Below are 20,448 nucleotides of genomic sequence, written 5' to 3' on the forward strand. Positions count from 1 at the left end.
GCGTCCTACACATTGGTTCGTTTGCTTGCTTTGTTCAGTTTTCAAAGGTCTACAGTGTTGCGTTAGCAACTTTTATATCATATCAGAGTGACAAGTGATTGTCAACACTTTTTATAAAAGTTTTTTTGGCTCGTTGTTTTGCAACAACGTGTCGGCTGCCTTAGCAACTTAATCATAATAACAAATGATTTGTTATTTGTCAACAACTTTTTTCAATTAATTTGTTGTCATATCAACAACGATCAATCAATTTATTTTTGCGACTTCGTTATAATATCATCTGTTCTGTTGTGCGTCAACCTTTTTTTCAAAAAAGTTTTTTGAATGTATTAGTTATTTGGCACATGTAATAATATACCAACTTTCATTCCATTCGTCAACCCTAAAACGCTTGATAGAACAACGTTTCTAGATAGTGCGTTTCCAAAGGTATTGGATGCTTATTTCTTTATTTTTGTTCGTTAATTCATTCAAATCACTCATTTCATCCAAACATTGTTCGTGTTTTCTTTTCTGCTTCTCTCGAATTCCTATCATTCTTATAAATTTAAGTCTGAATTTGTTCATTTTGTTGATTATTTGCTAAAATAGAGAAAAGAATATTGTTCCTAGGAGGATACATATGAAGATATTGGTAGCAGATGATGATAAAGAGATTGTTGAACTATTGAGTATTTATTTACACAACGAAGGGTATGAAGCGGTCAAGGCGTATGATGGTAAAGAAGCTTTGTCCAAAATTCGTACCACTGCTGAGATCGAACTTCTTATATTGGATATCATGATGCCAGAAATGGATGGCATGCAGGTAGTTAAAGAATTGCGCAAGGAATCGCAAATTCCAATTATCATGTTAACTGCCAAAACAACTGACATGGATAAGATTCGCGGGTTGGTTGCTGGTGCGGATGATTATGTAACAAAACCCTTCAATCCTTTAGAAGTCATGGCTCGTGTGAAATCATTACTAAGAAGGACCAAAATGCAGACCCCTTCAAACCAACCGGAAATATTAGAAGTTAGTTCACTGATCATCAACCGTGACTCTCATGAGGTCAAAACGATCGATGGCAATGAGATCCAACTGACCGCATTAGAATTTGGTATCTTATATTTGCTTGCCTCCCACCCTAACCGCGTATTCAGTGCTGATGAGATTTTTGAACGCGTGTGGAAGCAAGAGAGCGTCGTTTCAGCGAAAACCGTCATGGTCCATGTAAGTCACCTGAGAGATAAAATCGAAGAAGCAACTGATGGAGAAAAAGTCATTCAAACTGTGTGGGGAGTTGGCTACAAAATAGATGCGAAGTAAACCAGTCGAAAAAAAGAAACGTATTACACTAACTTCTAAAGAAATCAGCGAGCTTTTTGCTGAAGGTATCATCACTGTTGTTCTTTTACTTCTATTAAATGTCGCAATTATTGTCGTTGGTACTTCGGTGCGCGAAAATTCGCCGCTTTTAGTAGAAGCCATCTATGAATCGAAGACAGCATTTACTGATGCATTCAATACTGATATTTTTAGAAGCGGTCGAAATTTTATTCTTCCCTTGTTCTTCCTATTGGATGTTATCGTTTTGTATTGGCGCTTGATCCGTCGTTACCATCAAATGCAGTTGCGGCATATTATCAGTGAACTGCATTATATTGCTGAAGGTAATTATGATCATCGCATCCCTTTTGAACTGCGTGGAGATCTTAATCGGGTAGTATCAAATATCAATGTACTCGTTGACAGTACAGTAGCCGCCATTCAAGATGAACGACGAATTGAGCAATCAAAGGATGAACTGATCACGAATGTGAGCCACGATATTCGAACACCACTGACATCAATCATTGGCTACTTGGGATTGATCGAGGATCGGCAGTATCACTCTGAGGAAGAGCTATTAAAATATACGCATACAGCTTATGTGAAAGCCAAACAAATGAAATCACTGGTGGACGACTTGTTCGAGTACACGAAGGTACGACAACCAAGTGTTCCTATTAACTTAGTTCCTTTTGATATGGCCCAATTTGTCGAACAGCTTGCAGCAGACTTCGAGTTAGAAGCCACACGCAAAGGAATCAAGATTGAAACCTATACACGACCAGACCATATTGAAATGGATGGAGATACCGAAAAGCTTGTCCGTGTATTCAATAATCTCCTCTCCAATGCGTTGAAGTATGGTAAAGGCGCCGACACGATCCGTATGGAAGTTGAAAAAGTTGGTACCGAAGCAATTCTAACCGTAAAAAACAATGGTCAAATGATTCCTAAGCAAGCACTAGATTCACTTTTTGATCGCTTCTATCGAGTTGAAGAATCACGCTCCCAAGAAACAGGTGGTACTGGCTTAGGCTTGGCCATTGCACAAAGTATCGTTGCGCTTCATGGTGGCTATATCTATGCAAAATCAACGCCAGAATGGACCTCCTTCATTATTCACTTACCATTGAAACGTAATAACCTTGCAGGAACACAGAACTACGGTTGACGAAAACCCTATTTTTCGTTATGCTATGATAAATAATATAAAAACACAGAACCTAGTATATTCATATCCTATCCAGAGAGCTGATGGTTGGTGAGAATCAGTGATGAGATGAATAGAATCCAGTTCTTTGATGTGTATTTTTCGAAAGAAAAATCGTCGGCTCACGATACGAGTATCAAGGGCAGCAACAGCTGAACTTGGGTGGCACCGCGAATGGTTATTTCGTCCCAAGCAACAAGGGATAGGAATAACCATTTTTTGTATACAAAAAAGGAGGATACAAACATGTTAGATGTAAAAATGATTCGTCAAAATTTTGAAACTGTCCAACAAAAACTAGCAACAAGAGGTGTAAAAGCAGATGTGCTTGAACAGTTCTTATCACTTGATGAACAACGCAGACAGCAATTGGTCAAAACAGAAGAATTGAAAAAAATGCGCAATGACGTTTCAGCTGAGATTGCCGCTTTGAAACGCGCCAAAGCAGATGCAGCAGATAAAATCATGCAAATGAAAGAAGTCGGTACTCAAATCAAAGAATTGGATGAATCGATTGGTCAGATCGACGAAGAAATCAAACATATTGCAACGACATTGCCTAATTTGCCAAATGAGTCTGTACCTGTTGGGAAAGATGAAGCGGACAATGTAGAAGTGCGTCGTTGGTCAACGCCAAAAAATTACGATTTTGAGCCTAAACCGCACTGGGAGATTGCTGAAGATCTGGGAATCTTAGACTTCGAACGAGGCGCTAAAGTTTCAGGCAGCAGATTTGTTTACTATAAAGGATTGGGTGCCCGCTTAGAACGCGCATTGTACAACTTCATGTTGGACCAACATGTATATGAACATGGCTATACAGAAATGATGACGCCTTACATCGTCAATAGCCAATCAATGTTTGGCACAGGACAATTTCCTAAATTCAAAGAAGATGTTTTCCAACTAGCAGATACTGATTTGACATTGATTCCAACAGCAGAAGTGCCATTGACAAACTATTACAATGGTGAAATATTAGATGGCGCCCATCTCCCTATTTATTTCACAGCATTAAGCCCATCTTTCCGTTCAGAGGCTGGCAGTGCTGGTCGTGATACGCGCGGTTTGATACGTTTGCACCAATTCAACAAAGTTGAAATGGTCAAATTTAGTGACGCGCAACATTCTTATGAAGAATTAGAAAAAATGACCAGCAACGCTGAGGACATTCTCCAAAAATTAAACTTACCTTATCGTGTCATGGCATTATGCACGGGAGATATGGGTTTTTCAGCAGCGAAAACATATGATTTAGAAGTCTGGATCCCCGCACAAGATACTTATCGCGAAATCAGTTCTTGTTCAAACTGCGAAGATTTTCAAGCACGACGTGCCATGATCCGTTACCGTGAATCTGATGGAAAAATACAATATATGCATACCTTGAATGGTTCTGGATTAGCAGTCGGTCGTACCGTCGCTGCTGTTCTAGAAAATAACCAAAACGAAGATGGCAGTGTAACGATCCCAGACGTGCTTGTTCCTTACATGGGTGGTTTGACCAAAATCGAAAAAGCATAAAAGCTTGCTATGACTACCTGTTGCGTAGTCATAGTTTTTTTTGACCTTTTTCTTCTTTTTCCCCATCTCATAAAGAGCTCTATATAACAACATGCGTTTTTTTTAGATAATATATTAGAAAAAAGCAACGTTTCTTTAAATATAATAAGAATAAGTTCGTGACCATTGTGCTAATGTTACAGTTATGTTACGGTTAGTTTACTTTATGATGATAGATGAAGGGAGTACGTCAAATGTCTGATAAAGAGTCTTATGCTCGCCGGAGTGATTTGCATAAAAAACAAATAGATCCATCATTTGAACATACAAAAAGTAATCATGATGCATTAAATTCAAGAGAACCTGAGAGATTACCAATCTCAGATAAGTCAAAAAACTTGACTTCAAATCAGAAGAAAACGCCTTATGGAAAATATATTCTTGGTTTGATCACATTATTGGTCATAGTGATTATTGCAACAGCAGGCTATATAGCCTATACGCTGCAACAACAAGAAAAAGAAGCCAAAGCAAAATTTGAAACAGCCGCTAGTGGTTTACTCGACAGTATTTCTGAAGAACAAGCACAGAGCGGATTAGCCAATCAAAGTCAGACTCTAGCAAATGGGGAACGAAAAGAGATCATCTACCATCCAAAAGATGACAGTACCAGCCCAATCAGTGATGCCACAAGTAAATTAACAGCGATGGTTGAAGATTTGGGAAAGAAACATTCTGAAAATGAAGTGGTCACGATTGCACAAATAAAATCCAAGTCTATTTCATCCAATGTATCTATTTATTCATTGCAAGCTGATAGCTATGTCTGGAACCGTGAAACTGGTAAATTCCAAGAACCAGATTCGGTCACAGAATCTTCTATCTATGTTTCAGAAAAAACAAATGCTGAATTGACCCTCAAAGATTTGATTCCTGATGAAGCGAGTCTTCTGGGTGTACAACAAGTCATCCAACAAAAAATCCTGGAACAAGCTGATGACCCAAATAAAATTATTGATGCCGTTCTAAATATGGATCGAATTACTTTTGATTCAAAAATGACCTATGATCCTAAGCAATTGACCCTTGAGTTGCCTGAAAATCAAACAGGTGTAGATAAGATCACACTGGACTATAAAGATATCGCTGCTTTTATCGATACAGATTTGGTTGATTCAGGAAGTGTCAAAGATGCTTTACCTGTTCTAGATGAAAATAAAAAATATGTTGCACTGACTTTCGATGATGGACCAAATGATTCTTCTACTCTAGACTTACTAGATATTTTGAACCAAAACGATGTGAAAGCGACTTTCTTTATGCTGGGTCAAATGGTAGAACAATATCCAGATTCTGCGAAGAAAATTGCTGAAGCTGGTCATGAAATAGCCAGCCATTCTTATTCTCACCCCCAGTTGAACACATTGTCCACTGATGATTTAAAAGATGAAATCTTTAAAACAGACAAAGCCATTTTCAAAGCCACTGGTAGTCTACCAAGAAATTTACGCCCGCCTTATGGCGCAATCGATCAGAAAAGTGCTGAAACGATTGGTATGCCGATTATTCAATGGGATATTGACTCACAGGATTGGAAGTCAAAAGATCCTGGGAAAATCAATGCTGTCGTTAAACAAAATGTTTTTAACGGCGCCATTATCTTGATTCATGACATTCATCCAGAATCTGTTAAATCTGTACCCGGAATCATCAGAATGTTAAAAGATGAAGGATATACTTTTGTAACAGTTGATCAATTATTGGCTGGTAAACAAAAACCATTACATCAATACTTTGGGATGTCTGACGAACGTGTCGTTGAATAAGCAAAATCACAAAAAACCGCTGATCAAATAAATCAGCGGTTTTTTCCTATTATCGATCATACACATTCGTAGCAAAGATTTGGACGAGTAATGTAGCTACCGCATGAGGTGACATCTCTGGAAAATCTTTCAGCCATCGTTCAATCAATCCTATTGATCCGCAAACGAAATAGCTTAAACATAGCTCTAACTCCGCTGTTGACGCATGTGTAAAGTATAATTGAAATCTTTTGAATGTCTCTGGTCGGATCTCAGTTAACAAAAGGTTCAATAAATGACTGTTGTTCAACAAAATCAAATGCGTCGTACTTGGGTTCTCATATAATAGCTTTAATAATTTAGCAAGCCATAGATCAAGAGATAAATCTTCCTTTTGTAGATTATCCGCAATTTCATGGACCAATTCTTCTTCGATTTCTTCAAGTAATGCGGCTGTATCCTTATAATATTTATAAAAAGTGCCCCGATTGATATCTGCCCGCTCAGAAATTTCTTTGATCGTTATCTTGGTGAAGTCTTTTTCTAATAATAAATCTTGAAACGCCTGTCTAATCACTTTCTTTGAATACAAGGTGCGACGATTTCCCGCTACTCCAGCCATCTGATACTCCTTTCACTTCAACAGATTCCTTCCATTTGTTTATTTCATAACATTATCATAAGCATTGAGGATTGCTCTCGCTTTTCTTTATTAGTATACTAACACCATGTGATTAAATCAACACGTGTTTAATAAATGGAGGATTTTTAATGAGTTATGTTGAAGTAAAGAATGAATGCAAAAGATATCAGATGGGTGAAACGACGATTACTGCCAACGATCACCTTTCATTTTCAATCGAAGAAGGCGAGTTAGTGGTGATATTAGGCCCCAGCGGAGCAGGGAAATCAACTGTCTTAAATATATTAGGTGGAATGGACTCTCCGGATGAAGGAAAAATCATTATTGATCAAGTCGACATCGCCCAATTCTCGGACAAACAATTGACAGAATACCGTCGGAAAGACGTTGGTTTTGTATTTCAGTTTTACAATTTGGTGCCGAATCTGACTGCCAAAGAAAATATTGAGCTCGCAACAGAGGTCTCCCCTAATGCACTTGATCCAGATGAAGTATTGGCTCAAGTTGGATTGGAAAATCGAAAAAATAATTTTCCCGCCCAACTTTCCGGTGGTGAGCAGCAACGGGTTTCCATCGCAAGAGCCTTAGCAAAGAATCCGAAATTGCTGCTCTGTGACGAACCCACGGGCGCTTTGGATTTTGAAACAGGTAAGCAAGTATTAAAACTCTTGCAAAATGCTAGTCGTCAAAATGGCAATACCGTATTGATCATCACCCATAACAGTGCCATCGCACCAATCGCTGATCGTGTGATCCATATCAATGATGCTACTGTACGTTCAATTGAAGAAAATAAACAGCCGATCTCAATTGATGATATCGTTTGGTAGGAGAATCCGATGAAAAATAAGACCTATTTAAAAGCCAGTTTTCGTGAGATCAGCCAATCAAAAGGCCGCTTTATTGCCATTACCTTGATTATTTTTCTTGGTACTTTTCTTTTCGTCGGCGTTAAGGCAACAGGCCCGATTTTAAATCATTCAGCAAGCGCCTATGTCGATGGACATCAATTAGCAGATCTACAAGTCACTTCCACGATGGGCCTGACAGATGAGGATATTGCTCTTGCAGAAAAATCTGATGCACAAGTTGAATCTGCTTATCAGTTCTATGCTGCAGTAAACAGTGATGAAGTTGTGCAAGTCAATTCTTACAACAACGACCACACATTGAATCAGCTGCTGATCAAAGAAGGCCATCTGCCTAAAAATAAAGATGAAATCCTGTTAGACACAGAAGCCAAAAACTACGGCTACCAATTGGGCGATACGTATACGTTTGATCAGACAGAAAACTTATCGCAAGAAAGTTACACGATCGTTGGTTTTGCTGATTCGCCCATGTATATCAGTGTTGCAGAGCGTGGCTATGCGAATATAGGCAGCGGCGTTGTATCCTACTTTGCCTATATACCTGAAGACACGTTTACGATGGATGTCAAATCGATTCTTTACTTCTCCTTTGATGATGTCCAATCCTTGGAAACCTATTCGGATGCATATGAAGAGAAAATGGACAACCATCAAGAAACGATTGAAGCACTTTTTGCTGATCGACCGCAAACGCGGTTGGCTGAAATCAAAGCAGAAGCCATGGAAGATATTACGCCTGCACAAGACGAGTTGACGGACAATCAGACCAAACTGGATGATGCACAAGAGCAGCTTGATGCTGCTAAGGAACAGCTTGCCACTCAAAAAGAGGCATTAAGTCAATTGCCGCAAGCACAACAAGCAGCCCTAACAACTGAAGTCACTGCTGGCGAAGCGGAATTGACACAACAGCAAGAAACACTTGATGCACAACAAGAACAACTAGACGACGCACAACAGACGATAAACGATAACCTAGCAGACTTAGATGCGTTAGAAGAACCGACCTATCTATATAATCAACGGAAAGACAATCCAGGGTTCCAAGAATATGGCGGTTTATCTGATCGAATTGCAGCTATCGCCAATGTCTTTCCAGTATTCTTCTTCTTTATAGCTGCATTGATCACCTTTACGACATTGTCGCGAATGGTGGAAGAAAATAGAAAAGAAATTGGCACCTTGAAAGCATTGGGTTACGGAAAAGCAGAAATTTCAATCAAATATTTGATTTATGCTTTACTCTCTTCAGCGATTGGCATCCTCAGCGGCGCCATTCTGGGCACTGAGTTGTTGCCGCGCTTGATTTACTTCTTATCGAGTGATCGTTATCTGTTGGATGGGATTCGCGTTTATTATGTCTGGTCCCCCATCATTTTAGCCGCTAGTGCCTTTTTGATTGCCGCACTTGGTGCTTGCCTGTTCGTTTTGATCAAGGAATTACGGGAAAAACCTGCCCAATTATTACAAGTACGCGCACCTAAACCTGGGAAACGTATTTTCTTAGAACGTATCACCCCATTGTGGTCACGTCTAAGTTTTAATCAAAAAGTCAGTTTTCGGAATATTTTCCGTTACAAATCACGTATGGTGATGGCAATCATCGGCATTGCAGGTTGTACCGGATTGATGGTCGCTGGTGTCGGGTTAAAGGATTCTTTGGGTTCAGTGACCAGCAAACAATTTGGACCGATCACCGATTATCAAGCAGTTGTTACACTCACCGACAGCAAAGAGGCCACATTGAAAAAAGCCGAAGCTGCGCTCGGTAAAGATACGGGCGTAACAGATACTTTAGCTGTCAACAGTGAGAATATTGAAATTCGTCCTGAAAACCAAGGCAAGCAAAGTTTGACGTTGATGGTTCCTGCCGACAATGATACTTTCACAGACTATGTACATTTGACCTCATTGGAGGGTAACGCGTTATCGTTGAATGACAATGGTGCGGTTTTAACCATGAAATATGCCGAACTTTATGATATCAACGTAGGTGATAGCCTGACTTTCTATACAAGTGATCAAGAATCTTTTACTGTAAAAATCAGCGGGATTGCTGAGAACTACTTAGGAAATTCTTTGTACCTTTCGCAAGAAACCTATGAAGCAATCACTGACAGCGACTTTACGCCAAATACCTTGTTGCTCAAGAGTGATACCATGAATCAAAAGCAAGAAGAAAACCTCTCTACCGCGTTATTGGAAACCGATAGCGTCAAGAACACGACGTTTTTATCTACCCAAATCAATACACAAAATGAATCCATGGGCAATCTGGACTCTATTGTCTTGATATTGGTTGTATTATCTGGAGCATTAGCCTTTGTTGTGTTGTACAACTTAACCAACATTAATGTTTCCGAACGGATTCGCGAGTTGTCGACCATCAAAGTCCTTGGTTTTTACAACAAGGAAGTCACTATGTATATCGTTCGCGAAAATATTGTCTTTACTTTGTTTGGTATTTTGGCAGGTTATGCTGTGGGATACTTCTTGACCGACTTTATTCTTATGCAAGCATCAATGGAAAACATGGTCTTTCCTCTTGTGATCAATTGGCCAGCGTATGCTTTAGCAGGCGGCATGACGATTCTTTTTACTGTCATCGTGATGTTCGTTACGCATGTAAAGCTGACCCGTGTCAATATGATCGATGCATTGAAATCGAATGAATAAAAATTGGTTCTTGTGATTTAACTGAGTGTATTATCAAAAAAGACATCTGTTCCTCGCTTCTTTGAGCGAAGGAACAGATGTCTTTTTGAATGTTTCACGTGAAAACTATTATGATTTAACGGAGTAATTAGGTGCTTCTTTCGTGATTTGAACATCATGAGGATGTGATTCTTTCAGTCCATTGCCACTCATTTGGATAAATTGAGCTTCATCACGTAATTGCTGTAGATTAGCTGCACCAACATAGCCCATTCCTGATTTTAATCCACCGATCATTTGGAAGATAATATCAGAAACACTGCCTTTGTATGCGACACGTCCTTCAATGCCTTCTGGAACCAATTTATTGGCCTCATTGACACCACCTTGGAAATAACGATCACTCGACCCTTTTTCCATTGCACCTAATGAACCCATGCCACGATACGTCTTGAAACGACGGCCTTGATAAATTTCAAATTCACCTGGTGATTCATCCGTACCGGCTAACATGCTGCCTAACATCACTGCATGACCACCAGCTGCTAATGCTTTGACGATATCACCTGAATACTTGATGCCGCCATCTGCAATAATCGCTTTGCCATATTGACGGGCAACAGAAGCTGCATCATAGATAGCTGTCAATTGCGGTACACCTACACCAGCAACGACCCGTGTTGTACAAATTGATCCTGGGCCAATACCAACCTTGACAACATCGACGCCTGCATCATAGAGTGCCTTTGTCCCTTCTGCAGTTGCTACGTTTCCAGCAATCAACGTTGCTTCAGGGAATTGATTGCGAATTTCTGAGATTTTGCGCAATACACCGGCACTGTGTCCATGGGCTGTATCGATCACGATCGCATCAGCACCAGCGTCTAACAATGCTTGCGCCCGTTCAAAGGTATCGCTAGTCACACCGACAGCTGCGGCTACGAGAAGACGACCATGGGTATCTTTAGCAGCATTTGGGAATTCAATCACTTTTTCGATATCTTTGATGGTGATCAAACCACTTAGACGGCCTTCTTCATCAACGATTGGTAATTTTTCGATTTTGTGTTGTTGCAGGATTTTTTCAGCATCTTTCAGTGACGTACCCACAGGGGCAGTGATCAATTTTTCTTTGGTCATCACATCATCGATCGCCATCGTATAATCAGTTACAAAGCGCATATCGCGGTTGGTAATAATACCCACAAGTTTGCGGTTTTCCATAGTTTCAACGATCGGTACACCGCTAATACGGTATTTGCTCATCAAATGTTCCGCATCAGCTACTAGATGGCTTGGCGTTAAGAAGAATGGATCAATGATTACGCCACTTTCTGAACGTTTCACTTTCCGGACTTCATCTGCTTGGGCAGCAATACTCATATTTTTATGAATCACGCCTAACCCACCTTGGCGAGCCATAGAAATAGCCATTTTACTATCAGTTACTGTATCCATACTGGCACTCATGATTGGTATATTCAGCGTAATATTGGGGGCAAGCTGCACACGCATATCCACATCATTTGGCAATACGTGACTTTCAGCAGGAATCAATAGGACATCATCGAACGTTAACCCTTTTTTTACAAATTTGGTTTCCCAGTTGGACATTTTTGTAACCACTCCTTAAAATTTTTAGGTATTTTAAAAAAAATAGCAAAATTTTTTTCATAAGTCAACCATTCGGACAGTTTTCTTATTTATCGTTAGTAAATGGGTCAGAAATTCTCATAATCACAGGGAATTCTCTTTGAAAGTTTTTGTCCAAGTGTTTACTCTCTTCTCCACCAGTAGATTGGATAGAAAAACAGTCAGAAAATCTTTTAAAGAAATTTCTGACTGTAGCAGCTGATGCTGTGCTCTATTGAAGAATCTTTTTTATACTACTGTTTTATTTTCTCGCATAAAGATTGCCGCACCAATAGCCCCGATCACGACAACGATACCTGCGACATAACATATATGGGTCAATCCGCTATCGAATGCTTGAACAACAGTCTTTTGTAATTCAGCAGCAAAAGGTGCTTGGTTCACTGTGTCCGAAAACGCAATTTCATGGCCAGAAAACGGCCCCGCACTAACCAAACTATCCGTTAATTTGATTGGTAAGTTCATATTATCTGCCTGGGCATTGACAACTTCTGCATAACGATTTGCCTCAACTAGTCCTAGGATCACCACACCAAAGCTGGTACCAAACTGACGGAAAACATTTAATAATCCTGAAGCCATCCCCATTTCTTGTGGGGCAACCCCTTCTAAACCAGCTGAATTCAGCAATGGGTTGACGATACCGTTGGCAATACCGATCATCACTAATGTCGGCCAAAGTTGGGCATAGCCCATTGTCGGTGACAGTTGACCAATCAAGAACAAGAAGCCTCCTCCACTGATCAACAATCCTGCAGCGATCATCCACTTTTTCGCAAACTTGTTGCCCAAAATACCAACAACAGGTCCTAAGATCAATGACCACACTGAAAGTGCCAGTTGACGGACGCCTGTATCAAAAGCAGACCAGCCAATGTAATTTTGCATCAGAACGGTTAAATACGTATTAAATGCATAAATGCCTGAGCCTAAAGCAAATGCCACAATAACTGAGCCAACAAAATTGATATTTTTGAACATTTTTAAATTCATCATTGGGTCTTTGACTTTTGCTTCTGTAATGATGAACAAAATCAAAAAAATGATCGCTAACGCCAACCAGCCACCAACTCTTAGATCTGTCCATGCCCAGTCAACATTGGTTTCCTTTTGAATCAACCCGTAAATGGCGCTAAACAACGCCGCAGTTGAAAGAACCATCCCGAGCAGATCAATCTTTTCATCTCGGCCATAACTGGGAGTTTCATCAACAAAACGTATGGTCATCAAGACGGCGATGATCCCGATCGGCAAATTAATAAAGAAAATCGATTCCCAGCCAAAGGCATCCACCAATAGACCACCCACTAATGGGCCAGAAGCAGAAGACAAACCAATGACTGAACCCAAAATCCCTAAAGCTAATCCTCGCTGTTTTCCTTCAAAGTTAGAAGCAACCAATGCCATTGATAAAGACATCATGCCCGCACCGCCGACAGCTTGGATACCGCGACCAATATCCAGTATCAGCAAAGATGGAGCGAAACCATTCAAGACAGAAGCTGCGATAAAGATCACCAAACTACCTAAGAAAATCTTTTTTCGTCCATACATATCTCCTAGTTTAGATACAACCAATAAGGTAACTGCAAAAACTAGTGTATAGGCATTTAATACCCATTGTAGTTGCGTAAAAGGTGCATCAAAGGCCTTTTGCATCGTAGGCAATGCTACATTCACGACTGTTACATCCAAAAGTCCCATAAAAACACCTAACGACAAGGCAATTAATGAAAACCATTTTTTTGACGTTTTTTCCATAATGATTCAACACTCCTATATATTCATTCAGTTGCTTTTTTACAAGTTGCTTTTCGCTGTTCGATCTGTTGCTTGATCCATGAAAGTTTTGTTTGCGCCAATTGGATATCAAGATCATAAGCTGACACAATCACATCGAAACGAGCTGCTTGCTCAGGATATGTTTCCCGATGATCTTGCATATCAAGTTGCGCTTGTTGATAAAATAAAAGATCACTTTCGATAAATGCCTGAAAGTCAGTCAAGATTTTTAATTGAACCGAAACAGACACACTATTTAACGAGCGTAATTTGAAATGGATCATATCGTTTCGTTTGGCATCAGAAGGAATATCCGCTCGCATCAATTCGGCAAAACGGCTAGTACCCGCTGGGGTGATATGCCATAACTTCGTATTCCGCACATCTTGCAGATTTTTAGACATAACCAATCCTTCTTTTTCTAACTTCTCTAAAGATGGATATAACACACCGCTTGAAACTTTACGCATCGGTTGTAAAGCAGAACCAACGATTTTTTGCAACTTATAGCCGGTTTTATCCCCGCCAACCAGGGAGCCCAACAATAATAAATCGTACATGATTGCCTCCTTTGCAATTTTTCTTATCAGTCTTTTAGACCTATCGACTTGCTTATTATAGGTCTTTTAGATATATTGTCAAGCAAAAAAAATCAGTTGGCTCTCTTTTTATAAGAGAACCAACTGATTCACTGATCAGCCTCTTGGTACTGATAAGCTGCTGATAATGTTGTATTTACGTTTCAAGTAATATTTAGCCGCCAATGCCACTGCGCCGATCACGGCTTCGATGACGGGATCTACTTGCGGATTAAATGGTGCTGGTATCATCGCAGAAAGAGAAATCGCAACGATCCACAGTAAAAATGCTCCAACTAAAATCAGAATGATTTTCCACATTTTAGGTCGCTTGCTTTTATCTGCGCCTGGTCGTTCATATTGATACATATATTTATACATCAAATAGAACACCCAACCAGCTAAAATCGCCATCAAGAACAACGTCAACAGACCATATGGCTGTGCTTGTCCGCGAGTAAAGACGCCCATGACACCCAACATCAAGCCAAAGATACCTAATATCAACAGCGTGTTGTCTAGCCACATCAGAAATGGTCCTGATTCTTTTTGCTCAACGGGTTTATTGATGATTGCCTCTGTTCTTTCGGATACTGTACCAAACAATTGTCGCGCTGTTTTGCCGCCTTTTTGTTCCTGTACAAGGATCGGTAACATATCATGTAAGGCAATTGTTTTTTCTTCCTCAGAAAGATTGGCTGCTTCTAGTGATTTTTTTAAATCAAAAATATATTGTTGATTGCGTTTTGTTAATTGTTGTTCTAATTCACGATTTTCGGAAACATAATTTCGCAGAGTTTCTGGTTCCATGAATTGATTCTCCCTTCTGCGCGTTTTCTTCACAATGGACATTTTACCACAAAATCCCTAGGAAGAAAGCCCTTTATACGTTAAAACGGAACAACATGACATCGCCATCTTGCACGATGTATTCTTTCCCTTCCAAACGAACACGACCGGCTTCTTTCGCTGCATGCATCGTGCCATATTGGTTCAAGTCTTCAAAGGAAACAGTTTCCGCACGGATGAACCCTTTCTCGAAGTCTGTATGAATAATGCCGGCAGCTTGTGGGGCTTTGATTCCTTTACGGAATGTCCAAGCACGAACTTCTTGCTCACCAGCTGTAAAGTACGTAGCCAGGCCTAGTAGATCATAGGCAGCCCGAATCAATTGGTCCAAACCTGACTCTTCAATGCCTAGCGCTTCTAAGAAATCTGCTTTGTCTTCTTCTTCCAGCTCAGCAATCTCTTCTTCAGCACGTGCGCTGATCACAATGACTTCCGCATTTTCACTATTGGCGAAATCTTTGACTGTATTGACATAGTCATTGCCTTCGAAATCGGCCACATCATCTTCAGCAACGTTGGCTACATAAAGAACGGGTTTAGTCGTCAACAGAAACAAGCTTTTGACGATCCGTTGTTCTTCTTCAGTAAATTCAATCGAACGAGCAGAAACGCCTTCTTCTAATACAGGTTTGATTTTGTCCAATACTGCCAATTCAGCTACGGCATCTTTATCTTTCGTTTTAGCAATTTTGGCTACCCGTGTGTAACGTTTATTGACAGATTCCAAATCAGCTAAAACCAATTCTAAATTGATGGTCTCGATATCGGCGATCGGATCAACACGGCCTTCCACATGCGTAATATTGTCATCATCAAAACAACGCACAACGTGACAAATCGCATCTACTTGACGAATATGGCTTAAGAATTGATTGCCTAACCCTTCTCCCTTGCTGGCACCTCGCACGATGCCGGCAATATCCGTAAATTCAAACGTGGTTGGTACTGTTTTTTTAGGCTGGACCAACTCTGTTAGTCTCTGTAAGCGCCAATCTGGTACTTCTACCATTCCTACATTCGGGTCGATCGTTGCGAAGGGATAATTGGCCGCTTCCGCGCCTGCCTTCGTGATTGCATTAAATAAAGTCGATTTCCCTACGTTAGGTAATCCGACGATTCCGGCTGTTAACGCCATAATTCATTCACTCTTTCTCTTTTTTTTCTAGGATTTTTTTCATTTTTTTATCAAAATCGCGCCTGGTCATCATCACAATGTGGCCGCAATTGGTACATTTGATTTTGATATCAGCCCCCATACGGATGATTTCCCATCGATTCGCCTGACAGGCGTGGGGTTTCTTCATTTCGACAATATCCCCAAGATCATACATTCTTTATCACCTCAAGCTTCATCAAATTGAATGTGCAGCAAATCTAAAATACGGGTCAAATCTTTTTGAGATAAATATTCGATCTCGATTTTGCCTTTACCTTCTTTTTCGCGAATCTCGACATTTGTTCCAAATTTATCCATTAAACGGTCTTCGCTTTCTCGTAAGTAATACGGCTTTTCGCGAATCAAACGAGGGACTTTTTTCTTTTCGTTTTTGGTATCATTCATTTCGGATACCAACTGTTCTAATTGACGAACCGTAAAGTTTTCTTTGACACAACGATTGGCTAACTTCAAGATCTGATCTTTATTTTTTAAACCTAACAACGTTCGGGCTTGCCCCATTGACAACCGATTGTCTTGCACCATTTCTTTGACAAGTTTCGGCAACGTCAACAATCGCAAGTAGTTGGCTATATAAGGTCGACTCTTTCCTAAGCGCTCTGCTACTTCTGCTTGCGTCAATTTAAGATTTTTCATCAACATATCATAAGCTTCTGCTTCTTCTAGTGGATTCAAATCTTCTCTTTGCAAGTTTTCCAAAACGGCGACTTGCATCATCGCTTCTTCATCAAAATTGCGGATAATCGCTGGAATCGTTTCTTTACCGGCTAGTTTTGAGGCGCGAAATCGCCGTTCTCCAGCAATGATCTCATAGCCTTTGACCGTAGATTGGCGCACAATGATTGGTTGAAAGACACCTGCATGTTGAATCGAATTGGCTAATTCCTGCAAAGATGTTTCCTCAAAGGTCTTCCGTGGTTGATATGGATTTGGACGTAACTCATTGAGTGGAATCTCAACGAGTTTTTCGGTTTTGATGTCGACTTCTTCTAAACCTTGCAGGTCTTGAAACAAGGCATCGATCCCGCGTCCCAATCCTTTCCCTTTATTCTTCACGTGCTAACACTTCCTTTGCTAACGTTTGGTAAACTTCAGCACCTTTAGAACGTGGGTCATAATCAATAATCGACAATCCATGACTAGGTGCTTCTGATAACCGTATATTCCGTGGAATGATCGTTTCGTAGACTTTTTCTTGGAAGTAGCGACGAACTTCTTCAACAACTTCAGCACCAAGATTTGTACGTGCGTCATACATCGTTAACAACACGCCTTCGATCTCTAATTCTGGGTTAAAATGTTTTTGAACTAAGCGAACTGTATTCAACAACTGACTCAATCCCTCTAAGGCATAATATTCACATTGTACAGGGATCAAAATCGAATCACTTGCTGTAAAGGCATTGATCGTTAGATGACCTAACGAAGGGGGGCAATCGATAAAAATATAATCATATTGTTCATTGATTTCATTCAATGCCGATTTAAGACGTGATTCTCGGGCCATCATCGACGTCAATTCAATTTCTGCTCCGGCCAATTGGATCGTTGCTGGAACGATATCCAAATTTTCGCGGCTACTTGGTAAAATGGCTTCGACAATGGGGGTTTCATTGACTAAAACGTCATAAATATCTTTATCTACATCTGGTTTGCGGATACCGACACCGCTAGTGGCATTACCTTGGGCATCTATATCGACTAACAGGACCTTTTTCCCAACAAATGCCAGGCTGGCACCAAGATTGACCGTGGTGGTCGTTTTACCGACGCCGCCTTTTTGGTTTGCAACTGATATAATACGAGCCATTGATCTTCCTCCTACTTGATTGGTTGTTTCGCTGGCGTTCCTGGTTTACGCGGATATTTTTTAGGTGTTTCTTTGGTCTTTTGAATAATCAATACATGCCGCTCATCGCCGCTGACGGGCAATGAAAAACTTTTTTCCGTGATGAACTTTCCGCCTAGTTGTGAGATTGCTGGTTTTGCTTCAACAAACTCTTCTTCACTTTTAGCTGCTTTCAAGGCATAGAAATATCCTGATTTCTTTACCAGTGGCAAACATAATTCAGTCAAGATATTCAATCTGGCAACAGCACGAGCAGTCACATAGTCAAATTGTCCGCGAAATTGCGGGTTCTGGCCAAAGGTTTCGGCACGATCATGATACAGATGCACACCGTCTAAATGAAGCGCAGCAACCAAATTGTTCAAAAAGGTAATCCGCTTGTTCAGCGAATCAACTATTGTGACCTCTAATTCAGGAAAGACGATCTTCAAAGGAATACTTGGAAAACCGGCACCTGATCCAACATCACACAAATGACCATCTGTTGTCAGATCTGTCTCAAATGCCAACGCCACAGAATCAAAAAAATGCTTTAAATAAACGTCTTTTTCTTCCGTGATCGCCGTCAAATTCATCTTTTGATTCCACTCGATCAAGTACGCATAATATGTAGCAAATTGCGCCATTTGCGTTGCTGTTAATGCAATGCCGTGTTCAGCTAACGCTTGTTGAAATTCTTCAGGTTGCATAGTGTATCCTTTCTATTTCGTGAAACAGAAAATGTTTCACAGACTAATTCCTACTTTAACGCAAAAAGCACCTTGTTGCAAGGGTCAGACAATGGGAAAAAAGAGAATTTATGCTTTTTTAAATGGATACATTTTCCAGTTTAAGTTTACTTTAAGTTATACGCAGTATAGTGATGTCAATCCAAAAAAACTTTTTTCATTTTTCCTCGACCAGTAAGGCTGCCAAACTTGCTGGTCGGCTTTTTTTCATAAAAAAAGAAGCATCGACCAGCGTCGATGCTTCTTTTATTTACGCCCTATTTTACTCTAGGTTCATTGTATTCTTCGATTCGATCAGAAGCTTTTGATGCCGCATGTTTGGCTTTGTCTGTTTGGCGTGACGCAAAATCGCCGGTTTTTGAGGCCGCAGAAGACACTTTGTCTTGCACAGTTTCACTGTCTTCTTCATATTCGGCAACTGTTTTGACATCCACCACATTGATATTGACTTCAATCACTTCTAATTGCGTCATATTTGTGACTTCTTTTTCGATCACTTCTTTGACTTGCTCTGCCACATCGGGAATGTTGCGGCCATATTCTACTACGATATCTAAATCGACCGCTACTTGTTTTTTCCCTACTTCGGTACTGATACCCGATGTGACATTGTCGGTATTGACTAATTTTTCAGCAATATTTGAGAAGAAGCCGCCGTCCACAGTCAGTAAACCGTCCACATGTTCCAAAGCAATACCAATGATTTTTTGAATCACTTTATCATCATATGTTAGTTCCCCATCAACCGGTGTGCTCCCTGTTGGACCAGAAAAACCTGGTTTTGGCGGTGTTGGATGATCACCAGCTGGTTTCGGATTGCCTGGTGCTGGATGGTCACCGGGTTTTGGTCCTCCTGGTTTAGGATCCGCTGCACGTTGCGCACCTGGTACCACTGGGTCAGGCGCTTCTGTCATTGGTACCGAATTTTCATTCGGGTTATGTGTTGTATTTGGTACTTCTGGATCTGGATGTGCACTAATTGGTTTTTCATTGTTTAATTCATTTGGATTACTCATGTAAAATTCCTCCTATAAGATAGTGTTTTATTGTCGATTTAAAAATTCATCTAAAATACCGGTACGTTGTACATATAATCCCAATAGAAATCCAAGGCCCGTCAGCAATAAGATCAGCACTGTTTTGAAAAAACCGATCGTGACAAAGAGTAGTGCGATGATTAGGCCAATCGCGCCGAAAATCAATGGAATTTTGTATTGTTGGATTTCGTTCATGATAGCCCTCCTATTCTACACGTGGATTTTCTGGGGTTTCTTTTTGCTCAAAATTGGCATAATTGACTTCAACTTTGATTTTTTCACTAGAGCCTAATACACGTTGGACATCTTGTTGGATCTCTGCCATTAAGTTTTCGGTCTTTCCAACTAAAGCGGATGTCCGCTTTAATCTGCCTTTGATTTTGATCAGCAGACGATGTTTTGTTGCTTTGACTGATACTTTGGGACCTTCAACAAATTCTTTGTCACTGACTTTGGTCCGTACAAGTCCTTCGATTGCTTTTTTGTCAATGGTCAACGTTCCTTTATCTTCTTTCAATACAAAGGTCGTTTTTGTTTTCGGATAAAACAAAACCACTAAAATCACAATCAAAAACAGGATGATGAAGACTGCTGCTACCCAAAACATATATTGCCGCATAAACAAATTATTGAAGAAATAAGACACTACATTGCCCTCTCTGTCTAACCCAAAAGGCAATTGCATATACGGATTACTCATTAAAACAATTGGCAATAAAACAGTAATAAAGACCAATGAAATGATGATCGATACGATTTTCCACCCTTTACTCATAAGACACCTCCTCCTTT

19 protein-coding genes and 1 other annotated feature are annotated in these 20,448 nt (G+C 40.2%); of the genes, 6 read left to right on the forward strand and 13 right to left on the reverse strand.

Annotation, left to right across the window (positions count from 1 at the left end; translation table 11 throughout):
• Positions 1–622: 622 nt before the first annotated feature.
• From AEQ18_RS13385 to AEQ18_RS13400, 4 genes are all read left to right on the forward strand, one after another.
• Entirely contained in the window at positions 623–1,312 is a 690-nt protein-coding gene (locus tag AEQ18_RS13385) for a response regulator transcription factor (protein WP_054116852.1), read from the forward strand.
• Entirely contained in the window at positions 1,302–2,486 is a 1,185-nt protein-coding gene (locus tag AEQ18_RS13390; protein ID WP_054116853.1) for a sensor histidine kinase, read from the forward strand. The genes AEQ18_RS13385 and AEQ18_RS13390 overlap by 11 nt, the downstream gene beginning before the upstream one ends.
• A 37-nt stretch (positions 2,487–2,523) precedes the next feature.
• Positions 2,524–2,719, forward strand: a binding site (T-box leader).
• A 52-nt stretch (positions 2,720–2,771) separates the two neighbouring features.
• The gene (gene serS / locus AEQ18_RS13395) at positions 2,772–4,049 is read left to right on the forward strand and encodes a serine--tRNA ligase (protein WP_054116854.1); all 1,278 of its coding nucleotides are present in this window, start codon (positions 2,772–2,774) and stop codon (positions 4,047–4,049) included.
• 233 nt (positions 4,050–4,282) lie between these two features.
• Positions 4,283–5,854: a polysaccharide deacetylase family protein gene (locus tag AEQ18_RS13400; protein ID WP_054116855.1), complete on the forward strand. Its 1,572-nt coding sequence runs from the start codon at positions 4,283–4,285 to the stop codon at positions 5,852–5,854.
• 49 nt (positions 5,855–5,903) lie between these two features.
• On the opposite strand, the gene AEQ18_RS13405 is transcribed toward AEQ18_RS13400, so the two are convergent.
• On the reverse strand, positions 5,904–6,455 hold the full coding sequence (locus tag AEQ18_RS13405; RefSeq protein ID WP_054116856.1) for a TetR/AcrR family transcriptional regulator: 552 nt from the start codon (positions 6,453–6,455) through the stop codon (positions 5,904–5,906).
• 149 nt (positions 6,456–6,604) lie between these two features.
• Here AEQ18_RS13405 and AEQ18_RS13410 point away from each other — a divergent pair, with 149 nt between their 5' ends.
• On the forward strand, positions 6,605–7,306 hold the full coding sequence (locus AEQ18_RS13410) for an ABC transporter ATP-binding protein (protein WP_054116857.1): 702 nt from the start codon (positions 6,605–6,607) through the stop codon (positions 7,304–7,306).
• A gap of 9 nt (positions 7,307–7,315) precedes the next feature.
• On the forward strand, positions 7,316–10,024 hold the full coding sequence (locus AEQ18_RS13415) for an FtsX-like permease family protein (protein WP_054116858.1): 2,709 nt from the start codon (positions 7,316–7,318) through the stop codon (positions 10,022–10,024).
• 108 nt (positions 10,025–10,132) lie between these two features.
• Here AEQ18_RS13415 and guaB read toward each other — a convergent pair whose 3' ends face one another.
• The 12 genes from guaB to amaP all read right to left on the reverse strand — a co-directional run bounded on the left by guaB (position 10,133) and on the right by amaP (position 20,431).
• Positions 10,133–11,617 (reverse strand): IMP dehydrogenase, encoded by a 1,485-nt coding sequence (guaB, locus tag AEQ18_RS13420; protein ID WP_054116859.1) that lies wholly within the window; start codon positions 11,615–11,617, stop codon positions 10,133–10,135.
• A gap of 267 nt (positions 11,618–11,884) precedes the next feature.
• Positions 11,885–13,417 carry an MFS transporter gene (locus tag AEQ18_RS13425; protein WP_054116860.1) on the reverse strand — a complete coding sequence of 511 codons (1,533 nt, stop codon included), beginning with the start codon at positions 13,415–13,417 and terminating at the stop codon, positions 11,885–11,887.
• A 23-nt stretch (positions 13,418–13,440) separates the two neighbouring features.
• Positions 13,441–13,998, reverse strand: coding sequence for a PadR family transcriptional regulator (locus AEQ18_RS13430; protein ID WP_054116861.1), 558 nt, complete (start codon positions 13,996–13,998; stop codon positions 13,441–13,443).
• Positions 13,999–14,133: 135 nt separating this feature from the next.
• A complete protein-coding gene (locus AEQ18_RS13435) occupies positions 14,134–14,826 on the reverse strand; it encodes a DUF1129 domain-containing protein (protein WP_054116862.1) in 693 nt (230 codons plus the stop codon).
• 73 nt (positions 14,827–14,899) lie between these two features.
• Complete coding sequence (ychF, locus tag AEQ18_RS13440) at positions 14,900–16,000, reverse strand: redox-regulated ATPase YchF (RefSeq protein ID WP_054116863.1); 1,101 nt, start codon at positions 15,998–16,000, stop codon at positions 14,900–14,902.
• Between the two features lie 7 nt (positions 16,001–16,007).
• Positions 16,008–16,196 carry a DUF951 domain-containing protein gene (locus AEQ18_RS13445; RefSeq protein WP_054116864.1) on the reverse strand — a complete coding sequence of 63 codons (189 nt, stop codon included), beginning with the start codon at positions 16,194–16,196 and terminating at the stop codon, positions 16,008–16,010.
• 11 nt (positions 16,197–16,207) lie between these two features.
• Complete coding sequence (locus tag AEQ18_RS13450) at positions 16,208–17,098, reverse strand: ParB/RepB/Spo0J family partition protein (protein ID WP_054116865.1); 891 nt, start codon at positions 17,096–17,098, stop codon at positions 16,208–16,210.
• Positions 17,088–17,852, reverse strand: a complete 765-nt coding sequence (locus AEQ18_RS13455; RefSeq protein WP_054116866.1) for a ParA family protein — start codon at positions 17,850–17,852, stop codon at positions 17,088–17,090. Before AEQ18_RS13455 ends, AEQ18_RS13450 begins: the two co-directional genes overlap by 11 nt.
• 11 nt (positions 17,853–17,863) lie before the next feature.
• Complete coding sequence (rsmG, locus tag AEQ18_RS13460) at positions 17,864–18,580, reverse strand: 16S rRNA (guanine(527)-N(7))-methyltransferase RsmG (protein ID WP_054116867.1); 717 nt, start codon at positions 18,578–18,580, stop codon at positions 17,864–17,866.
• Positions 18,581–18,876: 296 nt separating this feature from the next.
• A complete protein-coding gene (locus AEQ18_RS13465; protein ID WP_054116868.1) occupies positions 18,877–19,635 on the reverse strand; it encodes an Asp23/Gls24 family envelope stress response protein in 759 nt (252 codons plus the stop codon).
• 27 nt (positions 19,636–19,662) lie between these two features.
• Positions 19,663–19,851 (reverse strand): DUF2273 domain-containing protein, encoded by a 189-nt coding sequence (locus AEQ18_RS13470; RefSeq protein ID WP_054116869.1) that lies wholly within the window; start codon positions 19,849–19,851, stop codon positions 19,663–19,665.
• A gap of 10 nt (positions 19,852–19,861) precedes the next feature.
• Entirely contained in the window at positions 19,862–20,431 is a 570-nt protein-coding gene (gene amaP, locus AEQ18_RS13475) for an alkaline shock response membrane anchor protein AmaP (RefSeq protein ID WP_054116870.1), read from the reverse strand.
• Positions 20,432–20,448 lie beyond the last annotated feature (17 nt).

Source organism: Enterococcus sp. RIT-PI-f (assembly GCF_001297065.1).
In the GTDB taxonomy this organism is placed as follows: domain Bacteria; phylum Bacillota; class Bacilli; order Lactobacillales; family Enterococcaceae; genus Enterococcus_D.

Coding starts and splice junctions, on each gene's coding strand:
- AEQ18_RS13430 (WP_054116861.1), bottom strand. CDS start 13,998: ATGTACGATTTATTATTGTTGGGCTCCCTGGTTGGCGGGGATAAAACC.
- AEQ18_RS13390 (WP_054116853.1), top strand. CDS start 1,302: ATGCGAAGTAAACCAGTCGAAAAAAAGAAACGTATTACACTAACTTCT.
- AEQ18_RS13445 (WP_054116864.1), bottom strand. CDS start 16,196: ATGTATGATCTTGGGGATATTGTCGAAATGAAGAAACCCCACGCCTGT.
- AEQ18_RS13410 (WP_054116857.1), top strand. CDS start 6,605: ATGAGTTATGTTGAAGTAAAGAATGAATGCAAAAGATATCAGATGGGT.
- AEQ18_RS13415 (WP_054116858.1), top strand. CDS start 7,316: ATGAAAAATAAGACCTATTTAAAAGCCAGTTTTCGTGAGATCAGCCAA.
- AEQ18_RS13455 (WP_054116866.1), bottom strand. CDS start 17,852: ATGGCTCGTATTATATCAGTTGCAAACCAAAAAGGCGGCGTCGGTAAA.
- AEQ18_RS13435 (WP_054116862.1), bottom strand. CDS start 14,826: ATGGAACCAGAAACTCTGCGAAATTATGTTTCCGAAAATCGTGAATTA.
- amaP (WP_054116870.1), bottom strand. CDS start 20,431: ATGAGTAAAGGGTGGAAAATCGTATCGATCATCATTTCATTGGTCTTT.
- AEQ18_RS13425 (WP_054116860.1), bottom strand. CDS start 13,417: ATGGAAAAAACGTCAAAAAAATGGTTTTCATTAATTGCCTTGTCGTTA.
- ychF (WP_054116863.1), bottom strand. CDS start 16,000: ATGGCGTTAACAGCCGGAATCGTCGGATTACCTAACGTAGGGAAATCG.
- guaB (WP_054116859.1), bottom strand. CDS start 11,617: ATGTCCAACTGGGAAACCAAATTTGTAAAAAAAGGGTTAACGTTCGAT.
- AEQ18_RS13385 (WP_054116852.1), top strand. CDS start 623: ATGAAGATATTGGTAGCAGATGATGATAAAGAGATTGTTGAACTATTG.
- AEQ18_RS13400 (WP_054116855.1), top strand. CDS start 4,283: ATGTCTGATAAAGAGTCTTATGCTCGCCGGAGTGATTTGCATAAAAAA.
- rsmG (WP_054116867.1), bottom strand. CDS start 18,580: ATGCAACCTGAAGAATTTCAACAAGCGTTAGCTGAACACGGCATTGCA.
- AEQ18_RS13465 (WP_054116868.1), bottom strand. CDS start 19,635: ATGAGTAATCCAAATGAATTAAACAATGAAAAACCAATTAGTGCACAT.
- serS (WP_054116854.1), top strand. CDS start 2,772: ATGTTAGATGTAAAAATGATTCGTCAAAATTTTGAAACTGTCCAACAA.
- AEQ18_RS13470 (WP_054116869.1), bottom strand. CDS start 19,851: ATGAACGAAATCCAACAATACAAAATTCCATTGATTTTCGGCGCGATT.
- AEQ18_RS13405 (WP_054116856.1), bottom strand. CDS start 6,455: ATGGCTGGAGTAGCGGGAAATCGTCGCACCTTGTATTCAAAGAAAGTG.